Origin of the sequence: Terasakiispira papahanaumokuakeensis (genome assembly GCF_001709345.1) — a bacterium.
Lineage (GTDB): Bacteria > Pseudomonadota > Gammaproteobacteria > Pseudomonadales > Halomonadaceae > Terasakiispira > Terasakiispira papahanaumokuakeensis.
This window is the reverse complement of record NZ_MDTQ01000001.1, coordinates 2,832,890-2,854,273: the sequence shown is the minus strand read 5'-3', so window position 1 is coordinate 2,854,273 and position 21,384 is coordinate 2,832,890. Positions and strand designations below refer to the sequence as shown.

At 50.4% G+C, this 21,384-nt stretch carries 19 protein-coding genes; 16 read left to right on the top strand and 3 right to left on the bottom strand.

What is annotated here, in order from left to right:
* The first annotated feature begins 363 nt into the window (after positions 1-363).
* The gene (locus tag BFW38_RS12460) at positions 364-2,994 is read left to right on the top strand and encodes a penicillin-binding protein 1A (protein WP_068999168.1); all 2,631 of its coding nucleotides are present in this window, start codon (positions 364-366) and stop codon (positions 2,992-2,994) included.
* 196 nt (positions 2,995-3,190) lie between these two features.
* Here the strand turns inward: BFW38_RS12460 and BFW38_RS12455 are convergent, their stop codons facing one another.
* Positions 3,191-4,471 (bottom strand): malic enzyme-like NAD(P)-binding protein, encoded by a 1,281-nt coding sequence (locus tag BFW38_RS12455; RefSeq protein ID WP_068999166.1) that lies wholly within the window; start codon positions 4,469-4,471, stop codon positions 3,191-3,193.
* Between the two features lie 891 nt (positions 4,472-5,362).
* A complete protein-coding gene (rpmE, locus tag BFW38_RS12450) occupies positions 5,363-5,578 on the bottom strand; it encodes a 50S ribosomal protein L31 (protein WP_068999164.1) in 216 nt (71 codons plus the stop codon).
* A 317-nt stretch (positions 5,579-5,895) separates the two neighbouring features.
* Between rpmE and BFW38_RS12445 the strand changes: the two genes are divergently transcribed.
* From BFW38_RS12445 to BFW38_RS12375, 15 genes are all read left to right on the top strand, one after another.
* Positions 5,896-8,181, top strand: coding sequence for a primosomal protein N' (locus tag BFW38_RS12445; protein WP_068999161.1), 2,286 nt, complete (start codon positions 5,896-5,898; stop codon positions 8,179-8,181).
* 138 nt (positions 8,182-8,319) lie between these two features.
* Positions 8,320-10,005 carry an arginine--tRNA ligase gene (argS, locus tag BFW38_RS12440; protein ID WP_068999159.1) on the top strand — a complete coding sequence of 562 codons (1,686 nt, stop codon included), beginning with the start codon at positions 8,320-8,322 and terminating at the stop codon, positions 10,003-10,005.
* 3 nt (positions 10,006-10,008) lie between these two features.
* The gene (locus BFW38_RS12435) at positions 10,009-10,707 is read left to right on the top strand and encodes an SPOR domain-containing protein (protein WP_068999157.1); all 699 of its coding nucleotides are present in this window, start codon (positions 10,009-10,011) and stop codon (positions 10,705-10,707) included.
* Positions 10,708-10,726: 19 nt separating this feature from the next.
* Positions 10,727-11,251, top strand: coding sequence for an ATP-dependent protease subunit HslV (hslV, locus tag BFW38_RS12430; RefSeq protein ID WP_068999155.1), 525 nt, complete (start codon positions 10,727-10,729; stop codon positions 11,249-11,251).
* Positions 11,248-12,570 carry an ATP-dependent protease ATPase subunit HslU gene (hslU, locus tag BFW38_RS12425; protein WP_068999153.1) on the top strand — a complete coding sequence of 441 codons (1,323 nt, stop codon included), beginning with the start codon at positions 11,248-11,250 and terminating at the stop codon, positions 12,568-12,570. Before hslV ends, hslU begins: the two co-directional genes overlap by 4 nt.
* A 45-nt stretch (positions 12,571-12,615) precedes the next feature.
* Complete coding sequence (locus tag BFW38_RS12420) at positions 12,616-12,999, top strand: gamma-butyrobetaine hydroxylase family protein (RefSeq protein ID WP_068999151.1); 384 nt, start codon at positions 12,616-12,618, stop codon at positions 12,997-12,999.
* Positions 13,000-13,117: 118 nt separating this feature from the next.
* Positions 13,118-13,873 carry a bifunctional demethylmenaquinone methyltransferase/2-methoxy-6-polyprenyl-1,4-benzoquinol methylase UbiE gene (gene ubiE / locus BFW38_RS12415; RefSeq protein WP_068999149.1) on the top strand — a complete coding sequence of 252 codons (756 nt, stop codon included), beginning with the start codon at positions 13,118-13,120 and terminating at the stop codon, positions 13,871-13,873.
* A 13-nt stretch (positions 13,874-13,886) separates the two neighbouring features.
* On the top strand, positions 13,887-14,507 hold the full coding sequence (locus BFW38_RS12410) for a ubiquinone biosynthesis accessory factor UbiJ (protein ID WP_068999147.1): 621 nt from the start codon (positions 13,887-13,889) through the stop codon (positions 14,505-14,507).
* 1 nt (position 14,508) lies between these two features.
* Entirely contained in the window at positions 14,509-16,149 is a 1,641-nt protein-coding gene (gene ubiB / locus BFW38_RS12405) for a ubiquinone biosynthesis regulatory protein kinase UbiB (RefSeq protein WP_084004632.1), read from the top strand.
* 156 nt (positions 16,150-16,305) lie between these two features.
* The gene (locus BFW38_RS12400) at positions 16,306-16,638 is read left to right on the top strand and encodes a phosphoribosyl-ATP diphosphatase (RefSeq protein ID WP_068999145.1); all 333 of its coding nucleotides are present in this window, start codon (positions 16,306-16,308) and stop codon (positions 16,636-16,638) included.
* A 109-nt stretch (positions 16,639-16,747) separates the two neighbouring features.
* Positions 16,748-17,011 carry a Sec-independent protein translocase subunit TatA gene (gene tatA, locus BFW38_RS12395; protein ID WP_068999143.1) on the top strand — a complete coding sequence of 88 codons (264 nt, stop codon included), beginning with the start codon at positions 16,748-16,750 and terminating at the stop codon, positions 17,009-17,011.
* 9 nt (positions 17,012-17,020) lie between these two features.
* Positions 17,021-17,563, top strand: a complete 543-nt coding sequence (tatB, locus tag BFW38_RS12390; RefSeq protein ID WP_068999141.1) for a Sec-independent protein translocase protein TatB — start codon at positions 17,021-17,023, stop codon at positions 17,561-17,563.
* Positions 17,560-18,381, top strand: coding sequence for a twin-arginine translocase subunit TatC (gene tatC / locus BFW38_RS12385; RefSeq protein ID WP_084004631.1), 822 nt, complete (start codon positions 17,560-17,562; stop codon positions 18,379-18,381). Before tatB ends, tatC begins: the two co-directional genes overlap by 4 nt.
* Positions 18,382-18,523: 142 nt before the next feature.
* Entirely contained in the window at positions 18,524-19,291 is a 768-nt protein-coding gene (locus BFW38_RS12380) for an oxygen-binding di-iron domain-containing protein (RefSeq protein ID WP_068999139.1), read from the top strand.
* Between the two features lie 122 nt (positions 19,292-19,413).
* The gene (locus BFW38_RS12375) at positions 19,414-20,619 is read left to right on the top strand and encodes an HD-GYP domain-containing protein (protein WP_068999137.1); all 1,206 of its coding nucleotides are present in this window, start codon (positions 19,414-19,416) and stop codon (positions 20,617-20,619) included.
* Between the two features lie 61 nt (positions 20,620-20,680).
* On the opposite strand, the gene BFW38_RS12370 is transcribed toward BFW38_RS12375, so the two are convergent.
* Positions 20,681-21,325: a type 1 glutamine amidotransferase family protein gene (locus BFW38_RS12370; RefSeq protein WP_068999135.1), complete on the bottom strand. Its 645-nt coding sequence runs from the start codon at positions 21,323-21,325 to the stop codon at positions 20,681-20,683.
* Positions 21,326-21,384 lie beyond the last annotated feature (59 nt).

Sequence of the window (21,384 nt, the reverse complement as noted above, 5' to 3'; positions counted from 1 at the left end):
GAAGCAAAAAGCCATATCTATCGGCCAGATTGGGGGGAAGGTCGCGCTGTGACGATTTTGTGTCTGTTGTTAGGCCCCGTTTGAGCCTTTATTTTTAAGCGTAAGACCCCATCTGGCAGGCTTTTAGCCAATTTTATGTTGTAAGGGCTTCCTGCCCTCTATCGATATAAGCACAAAGGCAGTATGTTTGTCTGTCGTACGTCGTAATAACCCGACACAAGACCGTAAGGGAATGTGTCATTTATAATGAAATACTTTGTGGTCATCTATTAAGATCACTCATGATTTCAATCATTACAGCCGCAGATTACGGGATATGCCGGGCCTGCGTCTTTAGCTCAGGAGCGAGGAGAAACCAGCTCAATGGCACGGTTTAAACGATGCACCGCTTATCTGCTTTGGGCAGGCTTAGCCTTATTTGCTGCCATGAGTGCTGGCGCTCTTGGTGTGGCCTTATACTACTGGCCCGGCTTGCAGGATGAAGTCGCACAGTTACAGGATCTGGATGAATTATTGAATACGCAGCTGGAAACCCCGCTACGGGTTTACAGTGCTGACAATAAGCTCATCGCCTCATTTGGTGAACATCGTCGAGAACGAATTCATTATAACGAGATTCCTGAGGCGTATATTAAAGCGATTTTAGCGGCCGAAGACTCTGCTTTTTTCTCCCATCACGGGGTCGATCCCAAGGGGTTATTGCGTGCGGCATGGCAGTTGGTCAGTACCGGACATATTCAATCCGGTGGTTCGACCATTACCATGCAGGTTGCGCGTAACTACTTATTGACATTGGACCGTACTTTTACACGTAAAATTCGCGAGATTCTGCTTTCTCTGCGCATGGAGCAAATGCTGAGTAAGCAGCAGATCATGGAACTTTATGTCAATAAGATCTATCTCGGCAATCGAGCTTATGGCATCGCTGCAGCAGCAGATGTTTACTATGGCAAGCCCATCGGTGAACTCGATCTGGCGCAGCTGGCGATGATTGCCGGCTTGCCTAAAGCGCCTTCAGCCTATAATCCGTTAGCCAACCCGCGCCGTGCCTTGATTCGACGTAACTGGATTTTATCTCGTATGCTTGAGTTGGGTGAGATTGAGCAGCCCGCTTATGCTGAAGCCGTAAAGCAGCCCATTACCGCCACCTATCATGCCCAGGAAGTTGAACTGAAAGCGCCTTATGTGGCTGAGGCGGCCCGTAGTTTTGCCGTCGAGAAGTTTGGTCCTTCGGCTTACACGCGAGGTTTGCGCGTTTATACCACTGTGACCTCTGAGCATCAGGCCCTGGCCCAAAGATCTTTACAGCGAGGGTTGGAAAATTATGATCAGAAGCACGGTTGGCGTGGTGTTGAACAGGAAAGTATTCCGCCTGAGCCCCCCCAAGAAACGCTAGACCAAGATGCGTTAGCTGAGCTGAAAGATGCGCGTACTAGTTTGGATGATGTTGAAAAGGCGCTAGAAGATGAGCGAGCACGTCATTTGGAAGGTTTGATTGGCGAAAATGTCTCCAATTGGTTAAAAGTGCTGGATTCAACCCCGCTTTATGGTGGCTTAGCACCTGCGATTGTGGTGCATACTGAGGATGATCTGATTGTTGTCTTGCAGCAAGATGGCACCTTGGCTCTGATTCCACGAGAGCAGTTTGATTGGGCCGGTAAGTTGCACTCTGCCTACTGGAAAATCCCTCATGCACCTGCTGCTGGGCGGTTTTTGAATCGAGGCGATTTGGTTCGGATTAAACCCTTGGACGAGCCCGAGACTCAAAACTATCGGCTACCGTCCTCTGTGTTTAAGGGCGATCAAGTCAGTGATCAGCCTAAGCCATTTCCTGTCGTTCAGCTGTCTCAGTTGCCTGATATTCAAGGCGCCGTTGTGGCGATGAAGCCTGAAGATGGGGCCTTGACTGCCATGGTCGGCGGCTTTGATTTCAATATGAGTAAATATAATCGGGCTGAGCAGGCAGAGCGTCAGGCGGGTTCTATTTTCAAGCCTTTTATTTACTTGGCAGCTTTGGAAAAGGGGTATACCGCGGCAACGGTGATTAATGATGCGCCCGTTGTCTTTGATGATCAGCAGCTTGAAGATCAATGGCGGCCGCAAAACTCAAACGGGACCTTTGCTGGCCCAACCCGCTTAAGAAAAGGGCTGTATACCTCTCGAAATCTTGTGTCGATCCGAGTCCTTGATTATGTCGGGGTGGCGAGAGCGATCGACTTAATCGGCCGTTTTGGGTTTGATCCGGATAAAATGCCACGCAATTTATCGCTGGCGTTAGGAAGCGCTAATGTCACGCCCATGGCGATGGCACGGGCCTATGCCATTATGGCCAATGGTGGTTTTCGCATCAGCCCTTATCTGATCTCTCGCATTGAAAACAGCAATGATGACGTCGTCTATCGAGCACTGCCGCCTCAAGTGTGCCGGAACTGTGAACCCGATCAGAAAACGTTACGCTTCGATGGTCAGGATTATCCTATTGCACCTAGGGTGGTCGATAGTCGCACGCTTTATATCATGCAGAGTATTTTGCGTGATGTGATCGAGAAAGGAACTGGACGCCGCGCATTGGCCCTAAACCGTGGTGATATTCGTGGCAAGACGGGCACGACCAATGAGCTGCGTGACACTTGGTTCTCTGGGTTTAACAGTGACTTGGCCGTCACGGTGTGGGCGGGGTTTGATAACCCCGATACCACGGGCGAATATGGGGCAAGCCTCGCATTGCCGATTTGGATTGATTTTATGAAAGAAGCATTGGCGGGTCGACCTGAGCGAAGCATGGCGCGTCCAAGTGGCATCGTGACAGTGAAAATTGACCCTGAAACAGGGCAAAGAGCTCGTCCTGGCCAGCAAGATGCTATTTTTGAATTGTTTAAATCAGAGCGAGTGCCTAAAGCGGGCCATGGGCCGAACCTTGATATTGATACCGGTGGCGAGGATTCTGGTGAGGGTCGAGCACCTGATGCACCAGCCCCTGAGTCACTGTTTTAAATGACTGCACTCGATTGATTATCAGGTCAGAATGCCTCTGGATAACGGCCTGTCTTTCAATAGCGTTGTCTTTCAATAGCGTTGTTTTCCAATAAAAAAGCCCGGCTCAGAGCCGGGCTTTTTTGTAGGCTGGCTTTGATGAACCAGCCAAGTGAGTCAGTTCTCGCATTATGGTGAACTGACCAACGGTGAGGTTTTAAGCCTCAGTGTTGCCGTAAACCTCGTCCACGCTTTTAAGCGGGTAATGGGCGGGGTAAGGCAGTCGTGCGACACCCGAATCAACAGCCGCTTGTGCAACTGCAGCCGCTAATGTGCCCAATAGACGCGGATCGGTTGGTTTCGGCAGGATGTACTCGCGGCTGAACTCCATAGTGTTGAGCTCGTAAGCTTCCAGTACTTCCTGTGGGACGGGTTCACGTGCGAGATCTTTAAGCGCGTGTACGGCGGCGACCTTCATTTCTTCATTAATAGCGCTGGCTCGAACGTCCAATGCACCACGGAAGATGAAGGGGAAGCCCAAAACGTTGTTGACCTGGTTGGGATAGTCCGAACGGCCTGTCGCCATGATGACGTCATCACGGGTTTCATGGGCGAGCTTGGGCGAAATTTCAGGATCAGGGTTAGAGCAGGCGAACACAACCGGGTTGGGTGCCATCATTTTCAGCTGCTCAGGTTTGAGCAGGTCGGGTCCTGAAAGACCGATAAAGACATCAGCACCGTCCAATGCATCATTCATGGTGCGCTTGTCAGTGTCATTCGCGAACATGGTCTTGTATTGGTTTAAATCGTCACGACCTGAATGGATCACACCTTTACGGTCCAGCATGAAGATATTCTCCATTCTGGCGCCACAAGCGACGAGCAGTTTCATGCAGGCAATGGCTGCAGCGCCAGCACCGAGGCACACAACACGTGCATCTTCGAGTTTTTTACCTGCAAGGCTTAACGCATTCAGTAAGCCGGCTGCAGTGACGATGGCAGTACCATGCTGATCATCGTGGAATACAGGGATGTTGCACTTTTCTATGAGTGCGCGCTCAATTTCAAAGCACTCAGGCGCTTTGATATCTTCGAGATTGATACCGCCAAAGCTATCTGCAATACGGGCTACCGTATCGATGAAAGCTTGTGGACTTTCGGCATCAATTTCCAGGTCAGTGGAGTTAACACCGGCAAAGCGCTTGAACAGCAGGCTTTTACCTTCCATGACAGGCTTTGAAGCTTGAGGTCCCAAGTTACCTAGTCCCAAAATGGCGCTGCCATCAGAGATCACACAGACAAGGTTGCCCTTACCCGTGTATTTGTAGGCCGTATCTGGGTCTTTAGCGATTTCACGCACGGGTTCAGCAACACCCGGGCTATAGGCCAGTGCAAGATCCTTGGCCGTCTGAGTGGGCTTGCTGATCTCAGTGCTCATTTTGCCGGGAATTGGCAAGGCATGATAATCCAATGCGGCTTTTTTCATTTGATCTGACATTGTCGCTGTTCCGCTTTATGTGATGTACAAGTGTTTTTGAGCATATAGAAAAAGCATCAGGTCGACAAGGCAAAGCGTTAGTGTCAACAATCACTGTGAGGTGGTGATGAGAAAGGTGTTTTTAGAGACAGTTATTTATATCGATTGAACCATGGTGAAAGGCGTTGTGGCGCTATTTATTAACTAAACTATTGTTTGAATTCGATAGCGCTAATCTTTTTAACGTTCATGCGATAGGTTTTGATATCGGCGGTATGCTGTACTGTACAAGGGGCGGTGAAGTGGCGGGTAATGAGTGATTGGCTGTGGGTCTTGGCCAATGAACGATGAAATCAGTCAGCTTGCGCGCTTTTTTATTGGTTCGTTGTTTTAGTTTTTTTATGGGGCGTTTGTGGTTGATTTAGTGTCATGTAGACTTTTTTAAATAAAATAAATGAGATTTGATGGGCTTTTAAAGTGGGATAATAAAAAGTTATGGTGTGAGTCTTATTTTTTATGTTGCCGTCTTGCCTAAATAGTTTTATCTCAATTAAGTAAGTGTTGACTTGGGGCAATTCGTAACGTTGCTTGACGCGACACGTCTCGCATCATGAGTTTATTCAGCTGTAAGGTTCTCTTTTAATGGCCGGCCACAGTGACAATGGTCTCTAAAAGATTAGTGATCTTTCAGGTATTTAGCTGAGCGGCATCGATCAAACGCAAGGCGTCAGGATCAGGGTGGGCTAAGTCACAGTGCAATGGCGATAGAAGTTTGTGTGGTTGAATCTTGTGTTGCTAGGAGGTGGGCTATCGAAGTTGTGCTACTGAAATTTGCGCTATCGAGTGGCGATTAAACACAAAAAAGCCGCACTTTGACGCGCGGCTTTTGGTGCAGGTAATAAGCGACAATGCTTATTTGCTGCTGATGCGACGGCCAAAACGATTCGCAAAGCGCTCGATACGACCCCCAGTTGTCGCCTGTTTCTGCTTGCCGGTATAGAACGGGTGGCAGTTTGAGCAGACGTCAACGTTGAAATCCTGTTTCAGGGTGGTGCCGATAGAGAATGTGGCGCCACAAGAACAAGTCGCCTTGACTTGTTGATAATCCGGATGAATACCTTGTTTCATGACTTGGCCTCGTCGTTCTGCATGCCGCTACCCGATCGCTTGCCGGGCACCGCATACGGTAATGGAATCAACGCTCACTTGGAGCGAAGGGCGCAAATCTTAGCAGAAAAATAGGCTGATGCAAGTCTATTGTTACGCCTTATGCTGCTTTGGAGGATGGACTGGGCCTTGTTGAACCGTGGGTCTACCGACACATTAGGCTTCGCCTTCATAAGTCGGCATACTGATGGGCGTGATGCGTATTCACTTGCTTAACAAAGGACTCTTCTTGTTTCGAAAAAGTATTCACTTTAACGGCGAGGTTAATCATTGCGGTTATGCAGGTGCAAGATAAGGTGCTTCAAGTCGTACTCCCGACACCATTACGCCAATGGTTCGACTATTTATATCCTCAGTCGCTAGACCCTGCGGCTGATATTGCCGCTGAAGTGCCTCAAGTGGGTAAACGTGTGCGTGTTTCATTCGGACGCCGTGAACTCATTGGCTTGGTTGTCGGCGTTTCTGATCAAACTGAAGTGCCGCGTGAAAAATTGAAACCGGTATTGGCCGTATTGGACGAGACCCCGTTACTCAGTGAGGCCATGCTGGCTTGGCTCCTTTGGGTGGCGCGTTATTATCATCAAGGGCCGGGGGAGTGTGTTTTATCCGCTTTACCGACTTTGCTACGTCAGGGGCAGCCTATTGAACCTGAGCATCCACCGCATTGGCAGTTGACAGATAAAGGCCTGAAGATGACGGCTGCAGGGATGGGACGGGCGGTCAAACAATGGCGCTTAATTGAGTTGCTGCGTTTGGATCCGGCGGGTTTGCCGATGAGCGTCTTGCGTGCACATGGCTTTGAGCGTGATGTCTGTCGCCGTTTGCAAGAAAAAGGCTTGGCCCATGAAGTTGACGTGATCCCAAAAGGTGAAGGTGTTGGTTTGCCCGATTTGCAACACCATACTCCCGTATCTGTCCATAAGGATGTATTAGCTGAGTCTCCTTTAACGTTGAATGCACCACAGCGAGAAGCTGTAGATTGTGTCATCAGCCGTTTGGGTCAGTTTGCCCCAGCGGTATTACTCGGGGTGACTGGCAGTGGTAAGACTGAGGTCTATTTGCAAGTCATTGAGCGGGTACTTGCTCAAGGCCAGCAGGCGCTGGTTTTGGTGCCTGAAATTGGTTTAACGCCGCAAACGGTCGCACGTTTTCGCCAGCGTTTTGCCCGAGAAGTGGTGTTACTGCATTCTGGGTTGAACGACCGGGAGCGGCTGGCGGCATGGCGAGCGGCGAGTGAGGGAAAAGCTGATATTGTCATCGGAACACGCTCCGCTGTGTTTACGCCTTTGCGGCGTCCTGGCGTGATTATTGTTGATGAAGAGCATGATGCTTCCTTTAAACAACAAGATGGCTTTCGTTACCACGCACGTGATTTAGCTCTGGTACGTGCACAGCGAGAGCAAGTGCCGATTATGTTGGGGTCGGCAACGCCTTCCCTGGAAACATTGGCACAGGTCGAGCGTGGTCATTGCACCTTGTTGCGATTGCCCGATCGTGCTGCCGCTACTCGAACCCCGCCGGTCCCTCAATTATTGGATATTCGTAACCGGCGCCTACAAGGGGGCTTTTCTGTCCCTTTGTTGGAGGCCATGCAGCGCCATCTTGATCGCGGCCGGCAAGTGCTCGTGGTGCTGAACCGTCGAGGATTTGCCCCGGTCTTGATGTGCCATGCTTGTGGCTGGGTGGCGGGATGCCAGCATTGTGATGCGCGCATGACTTGGCACCGAGAGCCGCCACGGCTCCACTGCCATCATTGTGGTCATCGTCAGCCATTACCTGATGTATGCCCTCAGTGTGGTGAAGCTGAATTATTACCATTAGGTGCAGGCACCGAGCGCGGGGAGGAGATCTTGGCGGCACGTTTCCCTGATGTGCCGATTATTCGAATTGACCGGGATTCCGTTCGTGGCAAAGACCGATTACAGGAAAAGTTGGCGGATATTCATGCGGGACATCCGGCATTGTTGATCGGTACGCAGATGTTGGCTAAAGGCCATCACTTTCCCCAGGTGACCTTGGCTGCGGTGGTCGATGCCGATCATGGCCTGTATAGCAGTGATCCGCGTGCCATGGAGCGGATGGCTCAGTTACTCACTCAGGTCGCTGGTCGAGCGGGTCGTGAAGCCCATGCGGGTGAAGTGATTATTCAGACGCATCATAGTGATGATCCACGACTGAATCTGCTTTGCCAGTCAGGCTATGAAGTGCTGGCGCAGCAGCTGCTGCGCGAACGGCGAGAGTCTCATTGGCCACCTTATAGCCATCAGGCTTTGTGGCGGGCCGAGGCTCCGAAACCTGAGGCGGCTCAAGCGCTAATGCAAGCTCTGGCGGATGCCGCCCAGCAACAGCCGGTTGTGGCTAACGGTAGTGTGTTTTGTTTAGGGCCTGTGCCTGCCCCTATGGAGCGGCGACAAGGGCGCTATCATGTTCAGCTGTTAATGCAGGCCGATAAACGTTCGGTATTGCATCAGCTACTGGCGACCTTAGTGCCTTGGTTGGAAAAGCTGCCGGAGGCTCGGCGAGCACGATGGTCATTGGATGTTGACCCGATTGAACTGCTATAAAGGGGAATATCGTGAAGAAATCTTCCTGAAAGGTTAACAGCAGCCTCAGGAAAGGTGATAATCGCTTCATTAACCCGTAGCGTTACAGTCGGGTTTTCCTGTCCTTTTCTTTTACTTCAAGCGAAAGCTAGCTTATTCATGAAACCGTTCATTGCTGAGATTTTGTCGCAGACTGTCGATCGCCTGAAAGCCGAGGCGGTATTCCCCGCTGATTTCAACCCGCGCATCATGGTGGATAACACTAAGGATAAACGCCATGGAGATCTGGCCACTAACCTGGCGATGGTGAGCGCTAAAGCGGCGGGTATGCCCCCCCGCGATCTGGCGGAACGGCTTATCCAGGCCTTGCCTGAGACTGATCAGATCAGCAAGGCGGAAATTGCCGGGCCAGGCTTTATTAACTTTTTCTTGAGCTCCTCAGCGCAAACGGCGATTGTGCCGGAGATCCTGAAGCAGGCGGCTCAATTTGGCCGTAGCCAAACCGGCGCTGGACAAAAGGTTCAGGTCGAGTTTGTCTCAGCGAATCCGACGGGACCGCTTCATGTCGGCCATGGTCGTGGCGCTGCAGTGGGTGACTGTCTGTGCCGGTTGCTGGAAGCGACTGGGTGGGATGTGACCGCAGAGTTTTACTATAACGATGCGGGCCAACAGATCGCTAATCTGGCCTTGTCGGTTCAAGCGCGGGCCAAGGGCCTTGGCCCCGATGATCAAGGTTGGCCGGAAGATGGTTATCGTGGCGATTATATTCAAGATGTTGCACGCAGCTATATGGCGGGCGAAACGGTCAAGGCGGATGATATTGAGGTCACGGGTGCAGCCGATGCCGATGATCTGGAATCGATCCGCCGTTTTGCGGTCGCCTTTTTACGCCACGAGCAAGATCAGGATCTCAAGGCGTTTGATGTCGGGTTTGATGTCTTTTTCCTTGAATCCTCTTTGTATGATGAAGGCAAAGTGGAAGAGACCGTGCAACGCTTAATCGCACAAGGTCATACCTATGAGCAAGATGGCGCCCTTTGGTTGCGCACCACCGATTTTGGTGATGATAAAGACCGTGTCATGCGTAAGAAAGATGGCGGCTACACCTACTTTGTGCCGGATGTTGCTTACCATCTGAATAAATGGCAGCGTGGCTTTAAGCGGGTGATTGATGAGCAAGGTGCGGATCACCACTCGACGATTACTCGCGTTCGTGCCGGTTTGCAGGCACTGGATGTCGACATTCCAGAAGGCTGGCCTGATTATGTCCTGCACCAGATGGTGACGGTCATGCGAGGCGGCGAAGAAGTTAAGTTGTCAAAGCGTGCAGGCAGCTATGTCACGCTGAGGGATTTGATTAATGAGGTGGGGCGTGATGCGACGCGTTACTTCCTCGCTGCCCGTGCTGCGACGTCTCAGTTAACGTTTGATATTGATCTGGCGCGTTCGCAATCCAACGAAAACCCGGTGTATTACATTCAGTATGCCCATGCGCGCTTGTGTAGTGTGGCGCGTCAGGCCAATGAAAAGGATATGCCTTGGGATCGTGACGCCGGTGAAGCGGCCTTGACGTTATTAGTGCACGAGCAGGAACAAGCATTGCTTAATCAGCTGGCGCGTTACCCTGAAGTGGTTGAGCTGGCCGCTCGAGATCTAGAGCCGCATCAGATTGCGCAGTATCTGCGTGATTTGGCGGCCGCCATGCATGCTTGGTACAACGCCTGCCCCTTCCTGGTCGAAGAAGCCTCCTTGCGTAACGCTCGCTTGACCTTAGCGATGGCGACTCGGCAGGTTCTGGCTAACGGGATGAGTTTATTGGGTGTGACTGCGCCCGAGGAGATGTAACGCATGTCGCGCGATTTTGCGAGTCGCCAGCATCGGCGTACCAATGCAACGGGCCGTTCATCTGCCCGCCAAGGAGCGGCCACGGCATCGCGTCAATCCAAGGCTCCAGCAGCACCGACGGCTCCGGCTAATATGTGGCAACGTTTGCCTGGTTGGAGCTGGTTATTACTGGGGCTGGTGGTTGGCTTTATGATTTCTCAGTTCACGATGCCGCCGGCGCCTACGCCTTTGGCTCAGGCGACACAGCCGACTTTAGGGGCTGAATCGTCAGATAAACCGGCCTCGAATGCAGCTCAGCAAGCGGCTGATGTTGCCGATGAAGTTGCGGAAAACGCTGATGAGACCGCCGCCCCATCTCCGCGTTTTGATTTTTATACCTTATTACCTGAAAGCGAAGTCATTGCGCCCAGTGTTGAGGCTTACGCCTCACCAGAAATTGATGAAGCCGATTTGCCGCGTTATTTACTGCAAGTCAGCTCATTTCGTAATGCGGATGATGCCAGGCGTTTAGGCAGCCGTTTACAGAAACTGGGTTTTGATAATATTAAGATCAGTGCTGTGCGCTCCTCTAATGGTGAAACCTGGCACCGTGTTCAGGTGGGCCCCTATCAGGATCGGCGTCTAATGAATGAGGCTCAGGACCGTTTGGCAGACGCAGGACTTGAATCTATGCGTCTTCGCCTCAAAAACGAGTCTCAGTGAATCAAGTGAGGAGAAGCAAATGACCACGATCGTCTGCGTTAGACGCGACAACGATGTGGTGCTAGGTGGAGACGGACAAGTCTCACTAGGCAACACTGTGATGAAAGGTAATGCCCGCAAGGTGCGCCGCTTATATCGCGACCAAGTGCTGGCGGGATTTGCCGGTGGTACCGCCGATGCTTTTACGCTATTTGAGCGTTTTGAAGCACAGCTAGAGAAGTATCAGGGGCAGTTAGTGAAAGCCGCCGTTGAAATGGCTAAAGAATGGCGAACCGATCGTGCACTGAGGCGTCTAGAGGCGATGTTGGTGGTCGCTGATGAAACCGCAACTTTATGTATTTCCGGTACGGGTGATGTGGTTGAGCCCGAACATGGCATTTTGGCGATTGGGTCAGGTGGGAATTATGCCCTGGCTGCGGGGCGGGCGTTATTAGAAAATACCGATCTGTCAGCGCGTGAAATCGTCGAAAAAAGCCTGCAAATGGCCGGCGATATTTGTGTCTTTACTAATCATCAGCAGACTATTGAAGGGCTCGAATCATGAGCGAGATGACGCCGCGAGAAATTGTCAGTGAGCTGGACCGTTTTATTGTCGGACAGGCCGAAGCGAAGCGCTCTGTTGCGATTGCCCTGCGTAACCGTTGGCGCCGTATGCGCCTAGATGATGCGCTTCGGCCTGAGGTGACGCCCAAGAATATTCTCATGATTGGGCCGACGGGGGTGGGTAAAACAGAAATCGCCCGCCGTTTGGCCAAGTTAGCGAATGCACCTTTTATTAAAGTTGAAGCCACTAAGTTTACTGAAGTGGGTTATGTTGGGCGTGATGTTGAAACCATTATTCGTGACCTGACTGAAAGTGCGCTCAAAATGCTGCGTGAGCAGGCCATGGATAAGGTGCGTCATAAGGCAGAAGATGCCGCTGAGGAGCGTGTGCTGGATGCATTACTGCCTCCTGCACGAGATGCTCAGGGTAATACGCAGTCAACAGATTCTTCGACGCGCCAAGTGTTTCGTAAAAAATTACGCGAAGGTGAGTTAGACGAAAAAGAGATTGATGTTGAAGTCTCTGCCCAGCAGATGGGGGTGGAAATTATGACGCCCCCCGGCATGGAAGAAATGACCCAGCAGTTACAGGGTCTTTTTTCGAGCCTCGGGCAAGATAAGCGTAAACAGCGACGGATGAAGGTGCGTGATGCACTGCGTCAGATTCGTGACGAAGAAGCGGCGCGCTTGGTCAATGAGGAAGACTTGAAACAGGAGGCGGTTGAGCTGGTTGAGCAAAACGGCATCGTCTTCCTGGATGAGATTGATAAGGTGTGTAAGCGCAGTGAAGGGACGAATGCTGATGTCTCTCGTGAAGGCGTTCAGCGCGATCTCTTGCCGCTCATTGAAGGCTCTTCTGTGTCGACTAAATATGGCATGGTGCGCACCGATCATATTTTGTTTATTGCCTCTGGTGCTTTTCACCTCGCCAAGCCTTCTGACTTGATTCCTGAGTTGCAGGGGCGGTTGCCGATTCGAGTTGAACTGAAGGCTCTGACGCCGGAAGATTTTCGTCGCATCTTAACCGAGCCACATGCGTCTTTGACCCGGCAGTATCAAGCACTGCTGGCGACTGAAGGGGCTGAGATCGAATTCGCTGAAGATGGTATCGCTCGCATTGCTGAAATTGCATTTCAGGTAAATGAAGGGACTGAAAATATTGGGGCCCGCCGTTTACATACCGTGATGGAGCGCTTGCTTGATGATGCGTCTTATCGTGCGACAGAGCTGACCGAAAAGCTGGTCATCGATGCTGCATTTGTTGATCAGCAGTTAGGTGATTTGGCCAGGGACGAAGATCTATCCCGTTATATTCTGTAAACCTGACAGGCCCTGCGGGGCCTGTTTTTGATGGGGCGAACGCTTATGGTGAAGACCTCAGTACCCACCTCTGTTGATTATCAACAACAAGAGCGTCGCTTGGTGTTGACCTATGCAGATGGCCACGCTTACACCTTGAGTGCAGAATTTTTACGGGTTATGTCTCCGTCTGCGGAGGTGAAGGGCCATGGTCAACCCATACTGCAGACGGGCAAGTGTGAGGTTAAAATCTGGCAGATTGAGCCTGTTGGGCGTTATGCCTTGAAGCTGAGTTTTGATGATGGTCACGACACTGGGCTTTATTCGTGGGATTATCTGGCGCACTTAGGGCAGAACCAGGCGCGTTTATGGCAAGATTACCTGGCACAGCTCGCTGAGCAGGGGAAGAGCCGTCAACCGAGTTTGATTCCTTTGTCTTCCAGTGACTGAGTGGGAAGAGAAAGTGACCTGATGGCATGAATTGAACAGGCCCCTCAATCACAAGCGTTTCGCTGTCAGCGGTTTTGTTCTGTTGATTTACTTTTGACTCTATCCAAGGAATTCCCGCATGTCGGATGATCGCCGCAATACCACTCACTTTGGTTATGAAGAAGTGGCTGTGGAAGAGAAGGCCACTAAAGTGGCCAGCGTTTTTCACTCTGTGGCCAGTCACTATGATGTGATGAATGATCTGATGTCATTTGGCATTCATCGTATCTGGAAGAAGTTCACGATCGAAATGTCCGGTGTGCGTAAAGGCCATAAAGTGCTGGATATTGCCGGTGGTACAGGTGATCTGACCATGGCCTTCTCTCGGTTGGTCGGTGACGAGGGTGAAGTGGTCTTAGCTGATATCAATGAGTCGATGCTGAACGTCGGTCGGGATAAACTGCTAGACCGAGGGTTTGGCGGCAATATCCGATTCGTTCAAGCCAATGCCGAGTCGCTGCCTTTTCCTGACAATCATTTTGATTGTATTACCATTGCCTTTGGCCTGCGCAATGTGACCGATAAGGATAAAGCTTTGGCGGATATGGCCCGTATCCTTAAGCCTGGTGGACGGTTGTTAGTGCTGGAATTTTCTAAGCCAACGACGGCATTGATGTCTAAAGCCTATGATCTTTACTCCTTCAGCGCTCTGCCCTTGATGGGAAAACTGATTGCTGGGGATAGTGAATCTTATCGTTATCTGGCGGAATCCATCCGCATGCATCCGGATCAGGAAACGTTAAAGCAGATGATGAGCGATGCAGGCTTGGATCATGTGGAATACCACAATATGACTGGGGGTGTGGTTGCATTGCACCGTGGCGTCAAATTGTGATCGAGATCGCATTATGAATCAGGTCATGGTACTCGGCGCCTTGGCAACGTTAGAACAGTGGGTTAATCCGCTGCTTAAAGGTCCGGCGTGTCAAACGCGTTTGGCTCAGTTGTCAGGCAGCCTTTTTCGTATTCGTTTGAATCCTCCTGATGTGGTGCTTTGGCTCAGTATCACGTCTTCAGGCGTCGTTTTTTATCGTCACCTGGACGATGAGCCTGATGCATGGCTCGAGTTATCCCCCTCTGCTTTGATGAAGCTCGTGACGACGACGTCTTCCACTGAGACGATGATGAGCTCTGGTGTTCACATGGGGGGAGATTCTTTGCGTCTGGAAGCATTACAGGCGTTGGTGCAATCTCTGGAGCTGGATACCACGCGCCTTTTATCTCAGTTTGTTGGCGCAACATGGACTGATTGGGGGCGTTCTGGGTTGACGGGCTTACGTGACTGGGCTTTGCGCAGTTGGTCTTCAGGGCAGCAGGATGTGCGGGATTATGTCCATGAAGAAGTCCGCTGGGCACCGGCTCCTCATGCGATGCAGCGCCTGGAAGATGAGCTTAGTGAGTTACGCTTAAGTCTTGATCGCTTGGAAGCCCGTGTTGGGCAGTTAGAACACCGCCTGACAGGAGTTTGAGGTGTCCAGAATCATTCGTTTTTTGCGTATTGGCTATGTCATCACGCGTTATCGCTTAGATACGTTAATTCCTGCTGAGCGGTTACCGGTGATGCTGCGTTGGTTGCTTTGGGTAAACCCGATGCGGCTATTTCCTGTCGGTCAGCGTAGCCGAGGGGAGCGATTACGCTTATCCCTGGAAGAGTTAGGCCCTATTTTCGTTAAATTTGGGCAAATGCTATCGACCCGTCGGGATCTTTTACCGGATGACGTGGCGCAAGAGCTGAAGCGCTTGCAAGATCAAGTACCCCCTTTCCCTGGCGCTGTTGCACGCCGTGTGGTTGAAAGAGCCTTGGGCGAGTCGATTGAAACGCTCTTTACCGAATTTAGTACCGAGCCGATGGCGTCGGCATCCATTGCGCAAGTCCATGCGGCACAATTGCCCAATGGTGATCAGGTCGTGGTAAAAATTCTACGCCCAGGTATTGATCGCATTATGCGCAAAGACATTGCGCTGATGTACATGGTGGCAGAACTCATGCTGAAGCTGGTGCCTGAAGCGCACCGGTTGCGTCCAAGAGAAGTGGTCGCCGATTATGAGGTGACTTTGTTTGATGAGCTGGATTTGCAAAAAGAAGCGGCCAATACTTCCCAGCTCAAGCGTAACTTTAAAGATTCTGAGTTGCTTTATGTGCCCAGCATTTACTGGGATTTATCACGCCGCAATGTCATGGTTCAAGAGCGTATCTATGGCGTTCCAGTGGCGGATGTAGAAACTCTCCGCTCACATCATGTTGATTTGAAGCTATTGGCTGAACGTGGTGTTGAGATCTTTTTTACCCAGGTGTTTCGCGATAATTTTTTCCATGCGGATATGCATCCGGGGAATATCTTTGTTGATGTTCGTAACCCCGCGTCTCCACGTTATGTCGGTATCGATTGTGGCATTGTCGGTAGCTTGACCGTTGAAGATCAGAACTATTTGGCGCGCAACCTATTGGCCTTTTTCAAGCAGGATTATTATGAAGTCGCGCGCCTTCATATTGAGTCGGGGTGGGTCGGGGAGAATACGAGAGCGAATGAGTTTGCTTCTGCAATTCGAGCCGTATGTGAACCGATCTTTGAGAAACCGCTGATGGATATCTCTTTTGGTCAAGTGTTATTGGGGCTTTTCCAAACGGCCCGGCGTTTTCATATGGAGGTACAGCCTCAGTTGGTGCTGCTGCAAAAAACATTACTGAATATTGAAGGGCTCGGACGGCAGCTTTATCCCGAGTTAGATCTTTGGAGTACGGCTAAGCCTTATCTGGAAAACTGGATGAAACAACGGGTTGGCCCTCGGGGGATCGTGAAGAAAGCCTATGAAAAATTACCTGATTGGTTAGAACAGATTCCTGAGTTGCCTCAGTTGGCCCATGAAAGTTTGAACCAGTTACAGGATTGGCGGCAAGAGCAACAGGCGCACCGTCAGGTATTACAGCAGTTGACCCAAGAGGTCAGTGCTAATCGGCGACAAGGTGGTTGGCGTTGGATCGGACTGTTGTTGATCGCATTCGCCCTCTATGGCTTGTATCCTGACTATATGCCTCAACTCAAAGCGATGCCTGAGTTCGTGTTGGGCGGGATTGGCGTACTCGGGCTGGTGATCTTGTTGCGCCGCTGAGTCAGTATGAGCTTGAGAGACCATATTGATCTCCATTGTGTTTGATTTTGAACACGGTGGAATGAAGTGAAGCGAGAAAAAGTACTTTTTTAATGCCAACTTGGGTATTTTGAAATACCTTTGTCACATGATTTCAAGCATGATGCAGGACTTCTGATGAGTGATATTCTCGATCAACTGGATGATATTTTGGCGCAACGTCGCCAAGCTGATCCTTCGACGTCTTATGTGGCCCAACTTCACCATAAAGGATTGAACAAAATTCTTGAAAAAGTAGGGGAAGAGGCGACAGAAACGATTTTGGCGGCTAAGGATGTAGCGCTTCCCGGGGGGCGACAAGCCTTGATTGGCGAAACGGCCGATTTGTGGTTTCACTCTCTGGTGATGCTATCGCATTTAGGTGTGAGCCATGGCGAAGTGCTCGATGAACTTGCACGGCGTATGGGAATATCCGGATTAGAAGAGAAAGCCTCTCGCGTGCAGGAGTAAAAAGGCCTATCACGCATTGGTGTGATCAGTGTGTGGTCTTTATCTGCCTGTATTGACGTGGGCTATGACCGTTTTGAATGAATCGCCCGCAGGGGTGTAGGAGAAGATCATGGGGTTTGGTGGCATTAGTATCTGGCAGTTATTAATCGTGCTGGGCATCATTATTTTGATCTTTGGCACGAAGAAGCTACGCAATATTGGCGGCGATCTAGGCAACGCGGTCAAAGGCTTTAAAGAGGCTGTCAAAACTGATGATCAGGATCAGAATAACGCCGAGAAGAAGTCTGTAGAGCAACGCTCTGAAGATGATGACGCGATTGACGTCACGGCTGAGCGGTCGTCTCAAACGTCCGACGATAAGTCGCAGCGATAAGCCGCCACTATGTTTGATATCGGCTTTTTCGAGTTATTGCTTATTGCCATTCTTGGACTATTGATCCTTGGACCTGAGCGGTTGCCTCAGGCGGTGCGGACTGTGGGCCTATGGGTCGGGCGTATCAAGCGTATGGCGAGCAGCATCCAGCAAGAGGTCAATGACCAGCTGCAGCTTGAAGAAATGCGTCAACGCTTGGCTGAACATGAGAAGCGGGTCAAGGATGGCCTGATTCGTACTGAAGAAGAAGCCAAAGCATCCCTCAAAGGCGAGCCTTTACCTGACCGCTCTCCCGACAAAGCTGAGACGTCGGCGCCCAATTCTGAGTCGCCGGTGACTGAGGCTGACGCATTGGCTTCAAGTGACGATAGTCATGCGAATTTAGCGAATCATCAGTCGGCAAGTGATGGCGCGTTAGGTAATGGAACGGCAGCTAATGGAGCGGCAGGTAATGAAAGTGCCGATAGGCTCAATCAGCAGCAGAGTCACTCGGAGGTGCCACCTGCTGAACGATCCGAGCCCACATCAGAAACAGGTAAATCATCTCGATGAGTGAGCGTGAGTCGACTCCCACCGTGACTTCTGATGAACCAGAGTCCACGGATCTTGATACACCGTCAGCATCAACTGAGGTCACTCCTGAGGGTGGCGCCCATGCCCCTTTGATTGAGCACTTGGTTGAGCTGCGAAACCGTTTACTTAAAAGTGTGCTGATCATTTTATGTGTTTTCGGTGCGCTATTTTATTTTGCGAATGATCTTTATCAGTTCGTATCGGGGCCTTTGCGAGATTTGTTGCCTGAAGGCTCTCATATGATCGCGACTGAAGTGGCTTCACCCTTTTTAGCGCCTTTTAAGCTCACGTTAATTGTGGCGATCTTTGCCGCCATGCCGTTTGTGCTATTCCAAGCGTGGAGCTTTGTGGCGCCTGGGCTTTATCGCCATGAAAAACGTATTGCTGTGCCCATCCTCGCCTCTAGTATTGTGTTGTTTTATGCCGGGATGGCTTTTGCTTATTATGTGGTGTTCCCACTGATATTTGGTTTCTTTACCAGTACTGGGCCTGAAGGTGTTGAGGTCATGACGGATATCAACGCCTACCTAAACTTTGTGCTCAAGCTGTTTTTCGCGTTTGGTATTACATTTGAAATTCCCGTGGCGACTGTATTGCTAGTACAAATAGGGGTGACTTCTGTACAGAAGCTAGCGGCTAAGCGTGGCTACGTGATTGTGGGGTGTTTTGTGGTGGGGATGCTGCTGACCCCTCCCGATATTTTTTCGCAAAGCATGTTGGCACTACCCATGTGGCTGCTTTTTGAAGTGGGTATCTTGATTGCGCGACTGTTACCGAAGCGTAGTGAAGAAATGTGATCCAGTGACCTTGACATAAGCGTAAATAAAAGCCGTCGACATTAATCGACGGCTTTTTTGTTTTAAGTCATGGTGGCTTATCGAAGGACAGGTAATGTGTCTATTTATTGAGTAAGTTAGATTGAGGCTCGGGCGGACATCGATGGTTGAACAAAGTCGGATTTTGTATGAGGACGACGAGCACCAGCTGATTTGGTTTGGCTGGGAAGATCCTGAAGCAGAAGAAAGTTTGGTGCAGTCAAACCAAGTGTTGGTCACTCATGGTGATCAGGCGTATTTGTTTGATCCTGGTGGTGCTTTCATTTTTTCTGATGTCGTGGCTGAGTTAAACAAGTATGTGGCCCTTGATCAGATTCGCTATATTCTTGCGACCCACCAAGATCCAGATGTGTTGTCTTCAGTGACGCTATGGCTGAAGGCCACTCAGGCTAAATTATTGGTTTCTAGGCTATGGGTGCGCTTTGTTTCCCATTTCGGCTTTAATGATGTGAGCCGTCTTGTGCCGATTGAAGATAAAGGACGTAAGATTCGCCTTGCCGAAGGCGGTGAAATACTGCTGCTGCCAGCCCATTTTTTGCATAGCGAAGGTAACTTTAGTTTTTACGATACACGCTCTAATATCTTGTTTTCAGGCGATATCGGGGCCGCTGTTTTTCCAAAAGGCGAGCGTTATTTATTCGCTGAGGATTGGGAACAGCATCGTGGTTATATGGAAGGTTTTCATCGGCGTTACATGGGCAATCAAGCGGCTTTGGCTAAATGGGTGGCGATGATTCGTCAGTATCCAGTGGAAATGATTGTGCCTCAACATGGCGCCATTATTCCTAAACCCATGATTGAGCCTTTTCTTCAATGGTTAGAAGGCTTGCAGTGCGGCACCGATTTGCTGGATGAGTATTACGGCTTCTAAAGGTAGGTTCTGTTGACGATGATGCGGCGTGATAGGTGAGGTTTGGTTCGAATCCTTACTCGACGCATCGATCGGCGCGCAGTGTGGCGACCGTAACGGCGGGGGCTACAAGGATGACAACAATGATGCAGTTACGTGGCTTTGAGTTGACAGGTATTGCGCCTGAAGAGTTACAAGTTGGGCAGCCTATCCCTTGGGCTGTTTATGATGAATTTGGTAAGTTACTCTTGGCCAAAGGTGCTCGAGTACGTTCTCAGCATCAACGAGATGTGTTGGTTCAAGTCGGCCTACATGTGCCGACACAACGTCATCAAACGACACATCAACTCCCGCAGCCTGTCCGCTTCAACCGGCGTATTAATCCCTTTGCTGAGTTTGATGAGTTATGCATGAAGCTCCAGGAGGCATTTAAACTCATTGAACAAGAAGTGCCGCCGCGGGCAGGCTTAGTCGAGAAACGTATTTATGAAATCGTGACGACGCTACAGGGGTTATCTCATTATGATGCTGATGCCCTGTTAGGCGCCGTTCATTTGTCCGATCAGTTTCCCTATCATCTGCACCACCCAATGCAGATGGCTGTGCTGACTGAGTTGATTCTAAAGCGACTGCGTGTTGAGCAAGAGATCCAGCTGCCGGCGATTGGCGCGGCTCTGACTTGTAATATCGCGATGAATCACTACCAGCAACAACTTCATTTACAGCGTCAGCCCCTTTCTTCAAAGCAGCGCCGTGTAATCAATAAACATCCACTACAAAGTGCTCGGATGCTTGCGCATTCGGGTGTGGATTCGGAGTTATGGCTCGAATTAGTGCGCCAGCATCATGAGAAGTTAGATGGTACTGGCTATCCTCTTGGTCTCAAAGGGGATGATATTCGTCGAGAAGCCCGTATTTTGGCATTAGCTGATGTCTATTCCGCTATGGTGACGGCGCGTCCTTATCGGCCGCCAATTCAGCATAAGGACTCGCTGCGTGAGCTCTTCATTAAACGAGGCGAGTCGTTTGATGAAAAGTTGACCTTGCTCTTTCTGAATGAATTAGGCTTATACCCGCCGGGGGTCTATGTCAGATTAAACAATGGGGAGCGAGCCGTTGTGGTTGGGCGTACAACGGACCCCAAGGCGCCAGTTGTGGCCAGTATAAAAAAAGCAGATGGTAATTTCTTTATTTCACCCCGGCGTCGGAACACCGGGGCAGAGAACTTTGCAATTTGTTCGACATGTGGATTAAGTGATCGCCATCCGATTAATCCCGCAATGCTTTGGGGGGTTGAAGTCATTCGTTTGGCCCAGTCTTTTAACTTTGAAATGCCTGACTTGATATAACCTGTTTGACATCAGGGGGATCCGTTGGGCATTGAGTAACCGCTGTGGCCAAATGTCATGACTAGTTGCTCAATTCAAGTAGACGATCAACAAGGCAATGAATTCCTTTAGCGGCATGACTTAAGTGTTCTGCCTCTAACGTGCCTGGTGTTGAGAGTAGCTTTTGAGCATGATCAATGACGATATCATCGGCTTCGCAATGACGATGTAGTCCGCCTAAGTGCATCAATGTGCCGAGCATTGCAGCCTCTTGGCCCAGTGTGCAAGTAATTCCTTCGCCAAAGGCAATAGGCAAGAGCAGCGTGGCCAGCCCTATTGTGGCAATCGGGATATCATTTTGATGGGCTGAGGCTAAAAAATCGGCCAGCTCATCCTGTAGCTCTGGTGTTGCATCCGGTTGATCTAGATTTGAGAAGACGCTGAGCACTCCACGTCCCCCAGGAATAATAATGCCATCGAAGTGTTTAGCTTGTGTCTCGTCATTAAGTGGGAGAACGGGCTGACGTGTGAGTTTGGCAGCATCAGCCAGCGGTAGTGATGTGGGTGATGGTAAGTTGGCTGGAGGGATGTGAGCTTGCTCCGGTGCGAAACATTGGCTCTGTACACCCGCATGATCCAACTGTAACAGGGTCAGCACAGTATCTTCGGCACTTGACCCCATTTGGTGGCCGCAGCCCGCTAAAATAACAGCAATATGTTTATTCATAGCAGATCCTCCAACGGATAGCGTCACTTCAATCTAATGCAGCCTTCAGCGGTGTAGCC

Bases quoted from the DNA above. Each gene is read 5' to 3' on its own strand.
- BFW38_RS12370 (WP_068999135.1), bottom strand. From the start codon at position 21,325: ATGAATAAACATATTGCTGTTATTTTAGCGGGCTGCGGCCACCAAATG.
- BFW38_RS12455 (WP_068999166.1), bottom strand. From the start codon at position 4,471: ATGTCAGATCAAATGAAAAAAGCCGCATTGGATTATCATGCCTTGCCA.
- BFW38_RS12375 (WP_068999137.1), top strand. From the start codon at position 19,414: ATGATGCAGTTACGTGGCTTTGAGTTGACAGGTATTGCGCCTGAAGAG.
- tatC (WP_084004631.1), top strand. From the start codon at position 17,560: ATGAGTGAGCGTGAGTCGACTCCCACCGTGACTTCTGATGAACCAGAG.
- BFW38_RS12410 (WP_068999147.1), top strand. From the start codon at position 13,887: ATGAATCAGGTCATGGTACTCGGCGCCTTGGCAACGTTAGAACAGTGG.
- rpmE (WP_068999164.1), bottom strand. From the start codon at position 5,578: ATGAAACAAGGTATTCATCCGGATTATCAACAAGTCAAGGCGACTTGT.
- argS (WP_068999159.1), top strand. From the start codon at position 8,320: ATGAAACCGTTCATTGCTGAGATTTTGTCGCAGACTGTCGATCGCCTG.
- BFW38_RS12420 (WP_068999151.1), top strand. From the start codon at position 12,616: ATGGTGAAGACCTCAGTACCCACCTCTGTTGATTATCAACAACAAGAG.
- tatA (WP_068999143.1), top strand. From the start codon at position 16,748: ATGGGGTTTGGTGGCATTAGTATCTGGCAGTTATTAATCGTGCTGGGC.
- tatB (WP_068999141.1), top strand. From the start codon at position 17,021: ATGTTTGATATCGGCTTTTTCGAGTTATTGCTTATTGCCATTCTTGGA.
- BFW38_RS12460 (WP_068999168.1), top strand. From the start codon at position 364: ATGGCACGGTTTAAACGATGCACCGCTTATCTGCTTTGGGCAGGCTTA.
- BFW38_RS12380 (WP_068999139.1), top strand. From the start codon at position 18,524: ATGGTTGAACAAAGTCGGATTTTGTATGAGGACGACGAGCACCAGCTG.
- BFW38_RS12435 (WP_068999157.1), top strand. From the start codon at position 10,009: ATGTCGCGCGATTTTGCGAGTCGCCAGCATCGGCGTACCAATGCAACG.
- hslV (WP_068999155.1), top strand. From the start codon at position 10,727: ATGACCACGATCGTCTGCGTTAGACGCGACAACGATGTGGTGCTAGGT.
- BFW38_RS12445 (WP_068999161.1), top strand. From the start codon at position 5,896: ATGCAGGTGCAAGATAAGGTGCTTCAAGTCGTACTCCCGACACCATTA.
- ubiE (WP_068999149.1), top strand. From the start codon at position 13,118: ATGTCGGATGATCGCCGCAATACCACTCACTTTGGTTATGAAGAAGTG.
- hslU (WP_068999153.1), top strand. From the start codon at position 11,248: ATGAGCGAGATGACGCCGCGAGAAATTGTCAGTGAGCTGGACCGTTTT.
- BFW38_RS12400 (WP_068999145.1), top strand. From the start codon at position 16,306: ATGAGTGATATTCTCGATCAACTGGATGATATTTTGGCGCAACGTCGC.